Source organism: Roseicyclus sp. (genome assembly GCF_018402035.1).
Taxonomy (GTDB): domain Bacteria; phylum Pseudomonadota; class Alphaproteobacteria; order Rhodobacterales; family Rhodobacteraceae; genus Roseicyclus.
Genome location: NZ_JAGYJN010000012.1, coordinates 1 through 14,739 on the forward strand (window position 1 = coordinate 1; position 14,739 = coordinate 14,739).

General features: G+C 59.0%; 13 protein-coding genes. 8 read left to right on the top strand and 5 right to left on the bottom strand.

The genetic code is table 11. The annotated features are described in order from the left end of the window. Nucleotides 1-277: 277 nt before the first annotated feature. From KG698_RS13260 to KG698_RS13270, 3 genes are read right to left on the bottom strand one after another with little or no spacing between them, the layout of a single operon-like run. Nucleotides 278-1,483, bottom strand: a complete 1,206-nt coding sequence (locus KG698_RS13260) for a mandelate racemase/muconate lactonizing enzyme family protein (RefSeq protein WP_213686049.1) — start codon at nucleotides 1,481-1,483, stop codon at nucleotides 278-280. A 46-nt stretch (nucleotides 1,484-1,529) separates the two neighbouring features. Beyond that, nucleotides 1,530-2,246 (bottom strand): FadR/GntR family transcriptional regulator, encoded by a 717-nt coding sequence (locus KG698_RS13265; RefSeq protein ID WP_213686050.1) that lies wholly within the window; start codon nucleotides 2,244-2,246, stop codon nucleotides 1,530-1,532. Beyond that, nucleotides 2,243-3,676, bottom strand: coding sequence for an FAD-binding oxidoreductase (locus tag KG698_RS13270; protein WP_300984003.1), 1,434 nt, complete (start codon nucleotides 3,674-3,676; stop codon nucleotides 2,243-2,245). The genes KG698_RS13265 and KG698_RS13270 overlap by 4 nt, the downstream gene beginning before the upstream one ends. Before the next feature lie 144 nt (nucleotides 3,677-3,820). On the opposite strand from KG698_RS13270, the gene denD reads away from it, so the two are divergent. Beyond that, nucleotides 3,821-4,792, top strand: a complete 972-nt coding sequence (gene denD, locus KG698_RS13275; protein ID WP_367114111.1) for a D-erythronate dehydrogenase — start codon at nucleotides 3,821-3,823, stop codon at nucleotides 4,790-4,792. Further along, entirely contained in the window at nucleotides 4,789-5,673 is an 885-nt protein-coding gene (locus KG698_RS13280; protein ID WP_213686052.1) for an NAD(P)-dependent oxidoreductase, read from the top strand. Before denD ends, KG698_RS13280 begins: the two co-directional genes overlap by 4 nt. A 257-nt stretch (nucleotides 5,674-5,930) precedes the next feature. On the opposite strand, the gene KG698_RS13285 is transcribed toward KG698_RS13280, so the two are convergent. Continuing rightward, the gene (locus KG698_RS13285; RefSeq protein ID WP_213686053.1) at nucleotides 5,931-7,712 is read right to left on the bottom strand and encodes an IlvD/Edd family dehydratase; all 1,782 of its coding nucleotides are present in this window, start codon (nucleotides 7,710-7,712) and stop codon (nucleotides 5,931-5,933) included. A gap of 42 nt (nucleotides 7,713-7,754) precedes the next feature. Further along, entirely contained in the window at nucleotides 7,755-8,807 is a 1,053-nt protein-coding gene (locus tag KG698_RS13290; protein WP_367114110.1) for a LacI family DNA-binding transcriptional regulator, read from the bottom strand. Nucleotides 8,808-8,920: 113 nt separating this feature from the next. Between KG698_RS13290 and KG698_RS13295 the strand changes: the two genes are divergently transcribed. From KG698_RS13295 to KG698_RS13320, 6 genes are all read left to right on the top strand, one after another. Beyond that, on the top strand, nucleotides 8,921-9,445 hold the full coding sequence (locus KG698_RS13295; protein ID WP_213686055.1) for a TRAP transporter small permease subunit: 525 nt from the start codon (nucleotides 8,921-8,923) through the stop codon (nucleotides 9,443-9,445). Then, nucleotides 9,445-10,722, top strand: a complete 1,278-nt coding sequence (locus tag KG698_RS13300; RefSeq protein ID WP_213686056.1) for a TRAP transporter large permease subunit — start codon at nucleotides 9,445-9,447, stop codon at nucleotides 10,720-10,722. Before KG698_RS13295 ends, KG698_RS13300 begins: the two co-directional genes overlap by 1 nt. A 37-nt stretch (nucleotides 10,723-10,759) precedes the next feature. Then, a complete protein-coding gene (locus KG698_RS13305) occupies nucleotides 10,760-11,767 on the top strand; it encodes a TRAP transporter substrate-binding protein (protein ID WP_213686057.1) in 1,008 nt (335 codons plus the stop codon). A gap of 68 nt (nucleotides 11,768-11,835) precedes the next feature. After that, nucleotides 11,836-12,723 (top strand): DMT family transporter, encoded by an 888-nt coding sequence (locus KG698_RS13310; RefSeq protein WP_213686058.1) that lies wholly within the window; start codon nucleotides 11,836-11,838, stop codon nucleotides 12,721-12,723. Between the two features lie 235 nt (nucleotides 12,724-12,958). Continuing rightward, complete coding sequence (locus tag KG698_RS13315; protein ID WP_213686059.1) at nucleotides 12,959-13,855, top strand: 2-dehydro-3-deoxygalactonokinase; 897 nt, start codon at nucleotides 12,959-12,961, stop codon at nucleotides 13,853-13,855. Beyond that, complete coding sequence (locus KG698_RS13320) at nucleotides 13,855-14,472, top strand: 2-dehydro-3-deoxy-6-phosphogalactonate aldolase (protein WP_213686060.1); 618 nt, start codon at nucleotides 13,855-13,857, stop codon at nucleotides 14,470-14,472. Before KG698_RS13315 ends, KG698_RS13320 begins: the two co-directional genes overlap by 1 nt. Nucleotides 14,473-14,739 lie beyond the last annotated feature (267 nt).

Sequence of the window (14,739 nt, forward strand, 5' to 3'; positions counted from 1 at the left end):
CTGTTACCACAGAAAATGAATTGGTCAGAGAAATTAGAAAACAACCACATGGCCGCCGCCCAAGACTACCGGTGCCGCAGCTTCTGAACTATTTCCTCGAGCTTGTGCCGTTTGTTCGCCATTCCTTGTCCTCCGCCTCCTAAACATAACGGTGGACCAATTCATATGGGGAGGCTCAGTAGGTTGTCATCGCGACAAGGAGCTTGCGCACGGCGCTTTCGAATGAGCCTGCTAGCACCCGTGGAGGGCTATTTCGTCCCCGACCAAGGACAGAGTTTCAAAGATCGGCACTTGCAGTCATGCGGCGCATTGTCGTGTGTGCGCGGTTCAGTTCCGGGTGCAACTCCAGACCGAGGCCGGGGCCGGGAGGCACTGTTATTTCGCCGTTCATGACCTCGGGCAAGGCGGTGACCAGATCGCGATACCATGTGCGGTAGAACGCCCGAACGCTTTCTTGCACCAGCGCATTGGGCGCGTTGAGCGACAGATGGGTCGAGGCCGTCAACACCACCGGCCCCGTGCAATCATGCGGCGCAACTGGCAGATGCCATGCTTCAGCCATGGAGGCGATCTTGCGTGCCTCCGACAAGCCGCCGCACCAACTCAGGTCCAGCATGATGACGCCCGCGACGCCCGTTTCGAGCAGATCACGAAACCCCCACCGCGTGGACAATGTTTCGGACGCGCAAATGGGTGCGACGGATGCCTCTGCGTACCGCCGCAGGCTCGAGAGACTGTCCATCCGGATGGGATCTTCGTGCCAGTAGGTGTTGAAAGGTTCGAGCGCCCTCGCGATGTGCATCGCCGGCAAAAGTTGCCACAGCGAATGGAACTCCACCATGATGTCCATTCGGTCACCCACGGCGTTTCGGATTTTCTCTAATGGTCGCAGCGCGGTCTTCAGATCCTCGGAAGAAATGCTGTGTCCCCGCGTTTTCTCGGCCGCAATATCAAAGGGCCAGATCTTCATCGCGGTGATGCCCTCGTCCAACAAGGAGAGGGCCAATTCATCGGCGCGGTGAAGGAAGCCGTTGAGGTCGTCATAGTCACGCGTTTGCGCATCGCGGCCCCAGTTGCCTACCTTTTGCCCCTCGGCGGTCTTGATGTAATCAAGACCGGCGCAGGTGTTGTATGTTCGGATGGATTGCCGGGTGAAACCACCCAAAAGCTGTGCAATCGGCTGACCTGTCGCCTTGCCGAAGATATCCCAAAGCGCGATGTCGAAGGCGGAATTGCCCCGCGTTTCCGCACCGGCGGATCGTATGCCCAGATAGCCGACAAGATCAGCCGCCAATGCGTCGATCTGTAAGGGATCACGCCCGATCACACGGGGGGCGATCCATTCATGGATGTGCGCCTCGACGGTCATGGCCCCAAAAAAGGTCTCGCCCAGCCCGGTGATACCCTCATCCGTATGAACCTGAATCCAGATAAGATTTGGTCGCTCCGAAATGCGGATCGTTTCGATTGCGGTGATTTTCATCCTGTGGGTGCCTTTTCCATGCTCTGACAACGGCCTTTCAGGGGCGCTAATCCCAAGACTCCAGCCGCAAACCGACGCGCGTTGCGCCACCTGCAAGATGGGCGCGCATCGCGATACGCGCAGCGCCGGGGTCTTTCGAGGCGATGGCATCGTGAATCGCGGCATGTTCTCGGCGTGTTTGTTCGTGTATCCGATCAAGCGGAACATCGGCACGCGCCGCAAGGATGACATGGGCGATCCGGTCGGAAATCGCCGTCAAGAACTGGACGAAATAGGGGTTTTGGGTCGCTTCGGCCAAGGCGCGGTGAAACTCCAGATCTGCTGCGACGGACGCGTCGCTGGTGAGATCGGATGCTTCAAACAATGCCATCGTTGCCGTCAACCGGGCCATGTCCGCCGCACGGCGGTTCTGCGCTGCGAGGGCGGCTGCTTCAATCTCGAGGGGTGCGCGCAGTTGGTAGAGATGCGCAAAGGCATGCCTGTCCATGTCTTGAGCTTTATCCAGCCTGATGGGGCGCGCTGACGGATCGGCCACGAATGCGCCCGCGCCTTGCCGGGTTAACACCAGCCCTTCATTGCGCAACTGCGCTATCGCCTCGCGGATGACAGTGCGGCTGACGCCAAAATCACGCGAAAGCTGTGCCTCGGTCGGCAAACGCGATCCGGCGACGAGCCCGTCCGCCTCGATCTGCGCCAGAAGATGCGCCGCAATCCGCGTCGAAAGCTGCGAATCGCGGTCGAATGCGGGGGGCGAGCCGCTCATGGAGCGGGTTGATCCGTGACACAGATCTGGCAATTGGGGTTCATCACAAGTCCGGGGTCGATTGCGCGCTTGATGCTTTCCAAGATCGCGCGTTTCGGTTGAGGAAGCTCTTTCTCGAAATCGTCCCGCTTTAGCCGCCCGATCCCGTGTTCGGCACTTATCGAGCCCCCAAAACGGTACAATACATCGTGAATGACCTTTTTTGCCTGTGCGATCTGTTCTTCGGCGTCGCGCCCCACGGCCGGAAGCACGTTCAGATGAACGTTGCCATCGCCGACATGCCCGTATGATACGCAAACCACACCGGGCAAGGCGGCAGTCACCGCGGCTTCGGCCTCGGCGACGAAATCGGCCATCGCCGACAAGGGCACCGACAGGTCAGTGCGCAGATGCCGCCCGCGCTTGGCTTGGCCGTCATTCATGCCGTCGCGCACGCGCCACAAGGTCTTGGCCTGTGCTTGCGATTGAGCGACCACCCCGTCGCGCACCAAGCCCTCGACAAAAGCCAACTCGACAAATCGCTCCATCAATCTGGCCACATCCACCAAACCCGAGCCGGACAATTCCATCAGCACATAGGCAGGTGCCGTTTCGTCCATCGCCGTGGGAAGATCCGGCATCGCTTCGCGCGCCAGTGTAAAGGCCAACGGCGGCATGAATTCGAAGGCTGACAACAAATCACAGCACTGTCGGCGCGCGTGACGGAACAGCGTGATCGCGTCTTCCAACCGGTCCAACGCCAACAGCGCCGTCACATTTTGTTCAGGCAGAGGGCACAGCTTGAGTGTCGCTGCCGTGATCACGCCCAATGTGCCCTCGGCCCCGATGAAAAGCTGCTTGAGGTCGATCCCCCGGTTATCCTTGCGCAGGCGTGACAGCAGATCGAGCATCTGCCCATCGGGCAAAACCACCTCGAGCCCCAGCACCAAATCCCGCGTCATGCCGTAACGCAGCACATTCACGCCGCCTGCATTGGTCGACAGGTTGCCGCCAAGCTGGCAACTGCCCTGCGCGCCCAAGGCAAGTGGAAAGAACAAACCGGCCTCTGCCAATTGATCCTTGATGGTCTGCAAAACGGCACCGGCCTCTACTTCGGCGGTGAAATCATAGGCGTCGATCCGGCGGATACGGTTCATCCGTTCGAGGCTAAGAACAAGCTGTTTTGCGGGTGCATCGGGTACCGCACCCAACGCGAGGCCCGTTCGCCCGCCCTGCGGCACTACGCCTAGTCCCAGCCGCGCTGCCGCGCGCAAGCATGCGGCAACCTGTTCCCTGTCGCGCGGCCGTAGCACGGCGATGGCCCCGGTTTGAACATCCCCGTGCCAATCGCGGCAATAGGCGTCGATGTCGGGGCCGCTCAGCAGAATATCCGTGGCCATGTCCGAGCCAAGTGCTGCGCAAAGCGCGTGAAGCGTCGAGTCCGTGTCCATTTCTTTTGCGCTCATCGTCATGCGGTCGAGATATGCAGAATACTGTCACTTGCATGTCCAATATGTCTGGTTATCATACAAATTCTTTGCCACACAAGGCTAAAGCAAAGCACATTCGCGGGGAGCTGGAAAATGCATGTTCTAATGACGGGTGCCGCCGGCATGATCGGTCGGAAATTGACAGCTAAACTGGTTGCCGACGGGGCACTTTCCAACAACGCCATTACCAGAATGACACTTGCCGATGTCGTCGCGCCGCCCCAGCCCAGCGGTTTCGATGGCGCCGTATCCTGCATCGCTGCCGATCTCGAGGATCCAAAGATCGCGGCACAGTTGATTGCAACGCGCCCCGATGTCGTTTTTCACCTTGCCGCGATCGTGTCGGGCGAGGCCGAGCAAGATTTCGAAAAAGGCTACCGCATCAACCTTGATGCTACCCGCGCCTTGCTCGAGGCCATTCGCATCGCCCATCAGGCCGAGGGGTATTTCCCGCGCGTTGTCTTTGCCTCGTCCATCGCGGTCGTGGGTGCGCCATTTCCCCATCCGATCCCGGATGATTTCCACACAACACCACTGACAAGCTACGGCACACAAAAAGCGATCTGCGAATTGCTGTTGTCGGACTACTCGCGGCGGGGCTTTCTGGATGCAATCGGCATCCGTTTGCCGACGATCTGCATTCGCCCCGGCGCCCCTAACAAGGCGGCCTCGGGCTTTTTCTCGAATATCTTGCGGGAACCGCTTGTCGGCCAACCGGCCGTGTTGCCGGTGCCGGATACAATCCGGCATTGGCATGCCTCGCCCCGGTCGGCGGTCGGCTTCATGATGCGTGCAGCCTCAATGGATCTGTCGCCCTTGGGGGCGCGGCGCAACCTCTCGATGCCCGGCCTGAGCGCCACGGTCGCCGAACAGATCGAAGCCCTGCGTCGGGTTGCAGGAGAAAAAGCAGTGGGGCTGATCCGGCGTGAACCCAACGAGATGATCACCCGAATGTGCGAGGGTTGGCCGACCGGCTTCGATGCTAGCCGTGCCATCGCCTTGGGATTTTCAGCTGAAACCAGCTTTGACGACATCATTCGCGTCCATATCGAAGATGAATTGGATGGACAGGCATGACCATGCAGATCGCTTTTCTCGGCACCGGCTTGATGGGCGCACCGATGGTGCGTCGTTTGCTTGGTGCCGGATTGCCCACCTGCGTTTGGAATCGCGATCCGGCCAAGGCTAAGGTGCTTGTGACCGACGGCGCAAGCCTCGCCAATAGTCCGGCGCGTGCTGTGTCCGGGGCCAGGGTTGTCTTTACCATGTTGTCAGACGGCCCGGCCGTGGCGGACGTGCTTTTCGCGCAAGGCGTGGCAGAGGCCTTGGCCCCCGGTGCGGTGGTTGTCGATACGTCCTCGATTTCACCCGATCATGCCCGCGACCATGCCGCGCGATTGGCTGAAAAGGGCGTGGTTTACATCGACAGCCCCGTTTCCGGCGGCGTTGCCGGTGCGCAGGCCGGGACATTGGCCCTGATGGCCGGCGGCCCGGCCGAAGTGATCGCTGATCTTGCACCCGTTTTCGCCCCCTTGGGGCGGGTGACACATGTGGGTCCATCGGGTGCAGGACAGGTGTGCAAGCTCGCCAATCAACAGATCGTCGCCATCACGATCGCGGCACTCGCCGAGGCCATGATCCTTCTCGATGCCGGGGGCGCTGATCGCGAGCAGTTTCGACGGGCCATTCGCGGCGGCTTTGCCGAAAGCCGCATTCTCGATCTGCATGGTGCGCGCATGATCGCGCGCGACTTCGTGCCCGGCGGCCTCTCTAGCCTACACCTCAAGGACCTCAATTCGGTGATTGATCTGGCCCGCACGCATGGGTTGAGCTTGCCGCAGACGGAAACGGTGCATCAGGCGTTCGTCGATTTCGTGGCCAATGGAAATGGCAACGTCGATCACAGCGGTTTGCTGTTGCATCTCGAGGACGTCAACGACCACTTGAAGCGCGGCTGATCCAAGATCCTTTCGTGATGCCGGCTGTGCAAGGCGGATGCGATACCTGCCGGCCTGATCATGACCTCAGCCCATCGGGTGAATTGCCTCACCCTGATGGGCGCGCTGTCATCATGTGCGCAGGATCTGTCGAACAGGCGCAAAAAAGGGCCGGTCGCTTTCGCGGCGCCCGCTTTATGGTACCGGGAAATGGCGATTGCCGGGAGGCAAAGCGCGCCCCGGCTATGGCCCCGAAGGGCCGAGATTGCCTTCGCGGCTTAGTGGTTGTCGCGCGGCAGATCGTGGTGGATGCGCTGATAGCTGGTTGCCAGTTCAAGACAGCCACCATCGGCCAATTGCCCGACATTGTTGCGATAGATTTCCTGCCAGGGTGTCTGGTTGTGCAAGGTCGGCGGGGTCCAAGCTGCGCGGCGGGCTTCCCACTCAGCGTCATCGACCAGCGCATCCATGCGACAGGCATTCAGATCCAGTCGGACGCGGTCGCCCGTCTTGAGCAGCGCCAGCCCGCCACCCACGACCGCCTCCGGCGACGCGTTGAGGATCGACGGGCTTTCCGACGTTCCCGACTGACGACCATCACCGACCGTGGGCATATGGTTGACGCCCGCACGGATCAACGCATCTGGTGGCTGCATGTTCACCACCTCGGCCGAGCCGGGATAGCCAACACAGCCGACATTGCGGATGAACAAGATTGTCTCGGTGTCGATCCCCAGAGTTTCGTCATTGATCCGGTCGTGATAGTCCTCCGGTCCCTCGAAAACCACGGCGCGTGCCTCGAAAATCCCCTCCTTGCCGGGTGTCGAAAGGAATCTCGCCCGGAAATCCTGTGAGATCACCGAAGTCTTCATCAAGGCGCTTTCGAAAAGATTTCCCGACAGCACCAAGAACCCGGCTTTTTGCCGCAACGGATCGGACACAGGGCGGATCACATCCTTGTCGCGGCTTTCCCATCCAGCGAGGTTTTCGGCCATGCTCGCGCCGGTGGCGGTCATCACATCCTTGTGCAGCAATCCGGCCTTGAGCAACTCACCCATCACTGCAGGTACACCGCCCGCGCGGAAAAAGCTTTCGCCCAAATAGATCCCGGCAGGCTGCATGTTGACCAAGAGCGGAATGTCAAAACCATGCCGCTGCCAGTCAGTCACATCAAGCTCGACACCTGCATGGCGTGCGATCGCTTGCAAATGCGGTGGTGCGTTGGTTGATCCACCGATCGCGGAATTTACGATAATCGCGTTTTCAAAGGCTTGGCGCGTCAGAATATCCGAAGGTTTCAGATCCTCTTCCACCATGGCAACGATGCGACGCCCGGTCTCGTAGGCCATATTCATGCGTTCGCGGAAGGGGGCCGGAATGGCCGAACACCCGGACAGGGTCATGCCCAAGGCTTCGGCCATGGCATTCATCGTGCTGGCCGTTCCCATCGTGTTGCAATGGCCAAGGCTGGGCGCGCTGGCACAGACCCGCTCCATGAATTCCTCATAGGCGATCTTCCCCTCGCTCAATAGGCGGCGACTTTCCCAGACGATCGTACCCGATCCCGCCCGTTTTCCCTGCCACCAGCCGTCCAGCATCGGGCCGCCATTCAGCGCGATTGCGGGCAAATCGACGGTCGCCGCTCCCATCAACATGGCCGGGGTGGTCTTGTCGCAGCCGGTCGTCAGCACAACGCCATCGATCGGATATCCATGCAAAACCTCGACCAAGGACAGATAGGCAAGGTTGCGATCCAGCGCGGCGGTCGGCCGTTTGCCGGTTTCCTGAATCGGATGAACCGGAAACTCCATGGGAACGCCGCCTGCGTCCCGGATGCCCGCCTTGATACGGTCCATCAAGAACACGTGGATCTTGTTGCAAGGGGCCAGATCGCTGCCGGTCTGCGCGATGCCGATCACCGGCCGCTCACCTTGCAATTCACCGCGCGTGTATTCTTGGTTGAGGTAGCGCTCGATATAGAGCGCGGTCATTCCCGGATTGTTGGGATTGTCGAACCATTCCTGAGAGCGGTATTTCCGGCGTGCGCGCGTATCGGTCATGGCTGTCCTATTGGGCTAGTGTTGCGAAAATTGTCAGGGTCGTCACAGGGCGATCATCCGCTCTGTGCTTTGGCGTGGCATCAATTGATAGCCGGCATCCACATTGCGTGGGTGATCGGGCAGATTCTCCAGCCGAGTCAGGATCATTTGAACTGCTTGCAGTCCGGTCTGATATCGATGCGTGCGCACCGATGTGAGGGTGGGCACCGAACAGGCCGCGACATCAAGATCGTTGAAACCGACGATCCCCATCCGTGCAGGCACGGAAATTCCCCGGCGTTGGCATTCGAACAATGCGCCCAGCGCCACATCGTCGTTGTTGCAAAAGACCGCATCGACATCGGGGCATTGCGCCAAAAGGTCGGACATCAGCTGTCCGCCCATAGTGTAGGATGTCGGCTGGGGCGATGTCATGATGAGGCGCGCATCATCGTTCAGCCCAGCGGCGGACACGACATCGCGATAGCCCGCAAGCCGTCGCTGCGCGCGCGGGTCCATGAGCGCCCCCAAAAACCCGATGCGGCGATATCCCTGTTCGATAAGATGGCGCACCGCAGCGCGTCCCGCATCGCGCTGATCGCAGCCAATGATCATGTCTATCGGGTCCGGGCTGGTTTCCATCACCTGCACGACGGGGCACCCCATCTGTCGAAGCACCTGTCGCGCGCGATCGGACTGATCTATCCCCGAGACGATCACACCCGCGGGGCGCTGTGTCGCGAAGATGCGCAGCAACTCCTCCTCGCCGGTAAGCTGATATCGGGTGTTGACGAATTGCGGGGTATATCCGCTGTTCTCCAGCCCATCCATCACGCCGCGCACCAGATCCGCAAAGATCTGGTTGGTCAGCGACGGGATCACCACACCCAAGATCCGTGAACGTGCCGAAGCCAGTGCTTGGGCGGCCGGATTGGGCACATACCCAAGTGCTTCCACGGCCTTTTGCACCTTGCTGAGAGTCGCGGGAGACACCAGTTCCGGGCTTCGCATCGCACGCGAGACAGTTACTACGCTAACATTAGCCGATGCGGCGACATCTGAAAGTTTAACCACTTGTTTGTGATGAATATTTTCGGACATCGCTTTTTGATGCATAAACTCGATCAAATTTCAGATTTGACAATGATATACGTTTTCATCTACCCCACTGCAATGGAATTGTACGATTTGTACACCGCTTCTACGAAGTAACGACAGGGGGGATACACGTGCTGGCACGCTTGGAGGCGGTGTTCGTACGTTTGGCTGAACTTGCACTTGTCGGCCTTTTGGCGGGCATGACAATCATGGTCTTCGGCAATGTCGTGTTGCGTTACAGCTTCAACAGCGGCTGGAATTTTTCCGAAGAAATGTCGCGCTACTTCTTCGTCTGGCTGACCTTCATCGGATCGATACTGGCATTCCGCGAACACAACCATGTTGGGGTGGAGACCTTCGTGCGAATGCTCGGGCCTGTGGGGCGGCGCATCTGTATTGGCTTGACCAATCTGGTGATCTTGATCTGCGCCATCGTGTTGTTTTGGGGCACTTGGCTACAGCATGACATCAACGCCAGCATGACCGCCCCGGTTGTGGGACTGTCGATGATCTGGGTTTACGGGATCACCTATGTGACGGGAGGGGCGATGGCGCTGATCGCATTTGTTCGTCTGATCCGGGCACTCGCCGACCGCGTCTCACCAACGGAAATGGCCCGCTTCACGGGTGATTTCGACATGACGGACCGACACTGATGGTGCTGGTGATTTTCCTCGGCACGCTTTTTCTGGGATTGGCCATCGGCATTCCGGTGGCCTACGCCCTGATGCTGTGCGCCGTGGTCCTGATGTCCTGGATGGGGCTGTTCAACCCTCAGATCATCAGCCAGCAAATGGTGACCGGCGCGAATTCATTCACGCTGCTGGCTATTCCCTTCTTTTTGTTGGCCGGCGAACTGATGAACGCGGGCGGTCTTTCCAAGCGGATCGTTGATTTCGCGGTCGCCTGCGTCGGGCATATTCGCGGTGGGCTGGGGATCGTGGCGGTAATTGCCGCTGTCGTCATGGCCTCATTGTCCGGCTCGGCCGCGGCAGATTCGGCAGCTTTGGCGGCGATCTTGATCCCGATGATGCGCGAGGCGGGCTACAACGTTCCGCGTGCTGCGGGCTTGATGGCTGCGGGTGGCGTGATCGCCCCGGTCATTCCGCCATCAATCGCCTTCATCATTTTCGGTGTTGCGGCCAATGTGTCTATCACGGCGCTGTTCATGGGGGGGATCGTTCCCGGCCTGATGATGGCGATTTCCTTGATCGTGGCTTGGTTGATCGTGGCGCGGCGCGAGAACGTGAAGCCTTTGCCAAGACGCAGCGGGAAAGAGAGGTTGCTGGCGACGGTCAGGGCTGGTTGGGCATTGGTGATGCCCGTTATCATTCTTGGTGGGATACGCTTTGGTATCTTCACGCCAACAGAGGCTGCTGTGATTGCGGCGGTTTATGCGCTTTTCGTCGGCATGTTCATCTATCGGGAACTGAAGGTTTCCGATCTATATCAGGTCCTTCTGAACGCGGCAAAAACCACTTCGATCGTCTTGTTCCTCGTCGCGGCTGCGCTTGTGACATCTTGGCTGATCACGCGCGCCAATATTCCTGCTGAAATCACGCGTTTCCTTGCGCCGGTCATAGAGAACCCCAAGCTTCTGATGCTGGTGATCGTCCTTTTGGTGCTGGTTGTCGGCACCGTGCTCGATCTGGCGCCGACCATCTTGATCTTGGTGCCGGTGCTGATGCCGGTGATCCACGCAGCCGGGATCGATCCTGTCTATTTTGGGATCATTTTCGTGATGACCACCTGTGTGGGCTTGTTGACCCCACCTGTCGGAGTTGTGCTGAATGTCGTCAGCGGCGTCGCACGCGTGCCACTTGGCCAAGTGATCTGGGGCGTCTTGCCGTTCTTGGCGGCCCAAGTTTGCGTCCTGTTCGTGCTGATCGCATTTCCTGAACTTGTGCTGGTGCCGCTGCAATGGCTGCGCTGAGAACAATACTATGTTTTCACTATGGGAGGAGAAAACCATGAAAACCCTAGCAAGAATGACCCTCACGACCGTTCTGGCCGCCGGGCTAGGCATGCCAGCGCTGGCTGATATCAGCACGCGAACGATTACGGTTTCTAACGGCGTTGCGGAAACCCATCCCGTCGGCAACGGCGTCGCAGCGATGAGTGCTTGTATTCAAGAGAAATCCGGCGGGGCGTGGACCGTGAACGCATTCTGGTCGTCAGCATTGGGCGATGACCTGACGGCGACACAGGCACTGCGCTCGGGCACGCAGGAAATGGTCATCACATCATCCTCGCCGCTTGTCGGGATCGAGCCCGCGCTTGGCGTCTTCGATCTGCCCTTCCTGTTTGCCAATGCAGAAGAGGCTGATGCCATTCTCGACGGGGCTTTCGGCGATTTCATGAATGAAAAGCTCGAAGCCGCTGGTCTCGTGAACCTCGCCTATTGGGAGAACGGGTTCCGCAATCTCACGAACTCGGTCCGTCCGGTGCAATCGCTAGAAGACTTTGCAGGGCTGCGCGTTCGCGTGATGCAAAACAATATCTTCCTCGACACCTTCCAGGCTCTGGGCACCAACGCAACGCCGATGGCATTCGGCGAGGTGTTCACTGCTCTTGAAACGCGCGCGATCGATGCCCAGGAAAATCCCTATGTCACGATCGACACCTCGAAATTCTACGAGGTTCAGGGCTATCTCTCGGCAACCCAACACGCCTATACGCCTTTCCTGGCCCTTTTCTCGGGGCCAATCTTCAACAGCTATTCCGATGTCGAACAGCAAATGCTGCGCGATTGTGCGGCTGTCGGCCGTGATGAGCAGCGCCGGGTCAGCCGTGCTTTGTCGGGCGTATCACTGGCAAATGTTCAGGCGGCCGGGATGCAATTCAGCGAGATCAGCACCGCTGAAATGGAGCGTATCCGCGAAGCTGTTCAAGGCGTGTATGCCAAACATGCACCCACCATCGGAACGGATGTGGTCGAACGGATGCAGAGCGAACTGAACACAATGCGCGGTAACTGAGTTGCACCGCGGCTGCGGACGTATCATCGTCCGCAGCCGCCCATTTTCCTCCGGACAGGATATTCTCGATGTTTCGCATTTCTCCCACGACGCTGGGGATGGCTATGATGCTTTTGGGAATGTTCCTGTTCACAGCCAATGACGCACTCGGAAAATGGCTGGTTGCCAGCTATTCCGTTGGTCAGGTTCTGTTGATCCGCAGTCTCGGGGCCTTGTGCATCCTCTTGCCGTTCATTTTCGCCTTTGGGTGGCGCAACCTGATCCGGCTTGAACGGCCCAAGGTGCAGCTCGCGCGCGTGTGTTTTTCAACTGCCGAGGTGTTCTGCTTTTATTTTGCCGTGCGATACATGCAACTTGCGGACACCATGACCTTTTGGCTCGCAGCCCCCATCTATGTGGCCCTGCTTGCCCCGATCTTTTTGCGTGAAACTGTCGGAATGCTGCGCTGGGCGGCCATTCTGTTGGGATTTATCGGGGTGATCATCGCGCTCGAGCCGACCGGGCAAGGGTTTGGCTTTGCGGGTCTTATCGCTGTATTCGGTTCTTTTTGTTTCGCGCTCATGCTGATCACGGGCCGTCATCTGCGCCAGACGCCGGATATTGCACTCGTATTTTGGCAATTGATCGGGGCGGGGCTTGCTGGCTTTGTCGCAGCACCCGTGGGTTGGATCATGCCAAGCTCGCTGGATTGGGCTTTGCTTGCATTGGTGGGTGTGGTGGCAATGGGGGCGCATCTTTGTGTCAATAGGGCGCTGAAGCTGGCCGATGCTGGCCTGCTTGCACCATTGCAATACACGCTTTTGCTTTGGGCCATCATTCTGGGTTGGATCTTTTTCGACGATATTCCAAGGACAAGCATGTTGGTGGGGGCTGGGATCATTGTTCTTGGGGGGCTGTTGCTGGTCATGTCCGAAAAGCAATCACGCCCGAAATTGACCCGACCTCAAAAAGGCTGAGCTGGATCAAAAAAGGAACGCGCATACGCAATGCTTCAGGTGTTCTGCTCGGTATATTCATTCGCAGGCACACAGGGGCCAAAGACCACAGCGCTTTGCCGCATACCCGCCTTCGTGGTCAATGCGACCCTCTCAAATGCCAGTCTGCCATCAAAACATGCCGCGCGCTCTTTTGCTGCCTGCGCCCAAGCGATAGCGTGATGCGGCAGCCTTGTTGCCGCTTGGGAAAGATCGAATGAGCCTTGATTGGATTGCGATTGATTGGGGAAGCACGCGATTGCGGGTCTGGGGTTTGGTGGGAGACCGCGTGGTACGCGAAGCCGAGTCCGAAGACGGAATGGTCACATTGTCCGCAGCCGATTTCGAACCCGCTTTGCTCGCGCTCATTGATGGTTGGCTGACGGAGGGTCGTGTGACACCCGCCTTTGCCTGCGGCATGGTCGGAAGCCGCCAAGGCTGGCATGAAACGCCTTATCGGACGATTCCGTGCGCCCCATCGGCCACCGAATTGACAGCCGTTCTTACGCAAGACCCGCGGTTGCAGGTATGGATCGCCCCCGGTCTGAAACAGGACAAACCCGCCGATGTGATGCGGGGCGAGGAAACGCAAGTTGCGGGGTTCTTGGCACAAAGGCCCGGCTGGGACGGTGCGATCTGTTTGCCGGGAACGCATAGCAAATGGGTAATCTTCAGCGCGGGTGAGGTCATCAGCTTTCAGACCTTCATGACTGGCGAAATCTTTGGCCTTTTGTCAACGGCGTCGGTCCTGCGCCATTGCGTCGAGGGGTGGGATGATACCGCCTTCTTGGCGGGTGTCGATCTGGGCTTCGATCGCCCCGACCGATTGATGGCGCGGCTGTTTTCGATCCGGGCCGAAACGATTTTGAACGATCTGGACCGCGCGCATGCGAGGGCGCGTCTTTCCGGTCTGTTGATCGGGGCGGAATTGGCAGTGGCAAAGCCCTATTGGTCGGGCCAGCCCGTCGCCTTGATCGGCGATACCACACTGACAAGACATTATCGCGCTGGGCTTGCCCATATTGGGGTATCGGTCGAAATCGGGCCTGCACCGGAATTGACATTAGCGGGTCTGGGCATGGTCCGGCGGCTTGCACAATCGGAGAGAAGCTAATGCGCCCATTGATTGCCATCCTTCGCGGCATCACCCCGCCCGAGGCGTTGAACGTGACCCGCGCGCTGATCGCGGAGGGTATTGGTCGCATTGAGGTGCCGCTGAATTCTCCCATGCCTTGGGACAGTATCGCCATCATGCAAGATGCCTTTGGTCACGAGGCACAAATCGGTGCAGGCACGGTGTTAGAGGTTGCCGAGGTGACGCGTCTGGCGTCCATCGGGGCGCAGATCGTCGTGTCTCCCAATTGCGATCCCGATGTTATCGCGGCCACCCGTGCGGCCGGAATGCTAAGCTTTCCCGGCGTCTTTACCCCGACCGAAGCCTTTTGCGCCCTCAAGGCGGGGGCGTCCGGGCTCAAGCTTTTCCCGGCTTCACTGATCGGCCCGGACGGGGTTCGTGCGATGCGCGCCGTCTTGCCCCCCGCAACCAAAGTCTTCGCGGTAGGCGGTGTGGGCGCAGATGATTTCAAAATCTGGGCAGCCGCAGGCGCAACCGGCTTTGGCATTGGCACCATGCTGTATAAACCGGGGCTGAGCCCAAGCGACGTTTCGGCTAGGGCAAAGCGCATCGTCGCCGCTTGGGATGCGCTGGCCTCAGACGATCAACTGACGTGAAACAAGGTCATAGGGTCGCGTACTTCCCATGGAGACGGCACGAACAAGGCTCGGCTGAGATCGCGTGGCCAGGTCGTGTTTCAGTTGATCGCACCACCTGTTTGACGGGCGCGCGGCGCGGGCAACGCAAAACGACAAGCGCCGCCATGAGATGCAATCCAGACCAAGGTCCGATGGGCTGACGTTGCAGTCATTGGGGGTCGACTTTTTTAAAGCGATGCAAACCACGGCCGAGCGTTTGGTGCGATGGACAAACGGCAAGGCTTT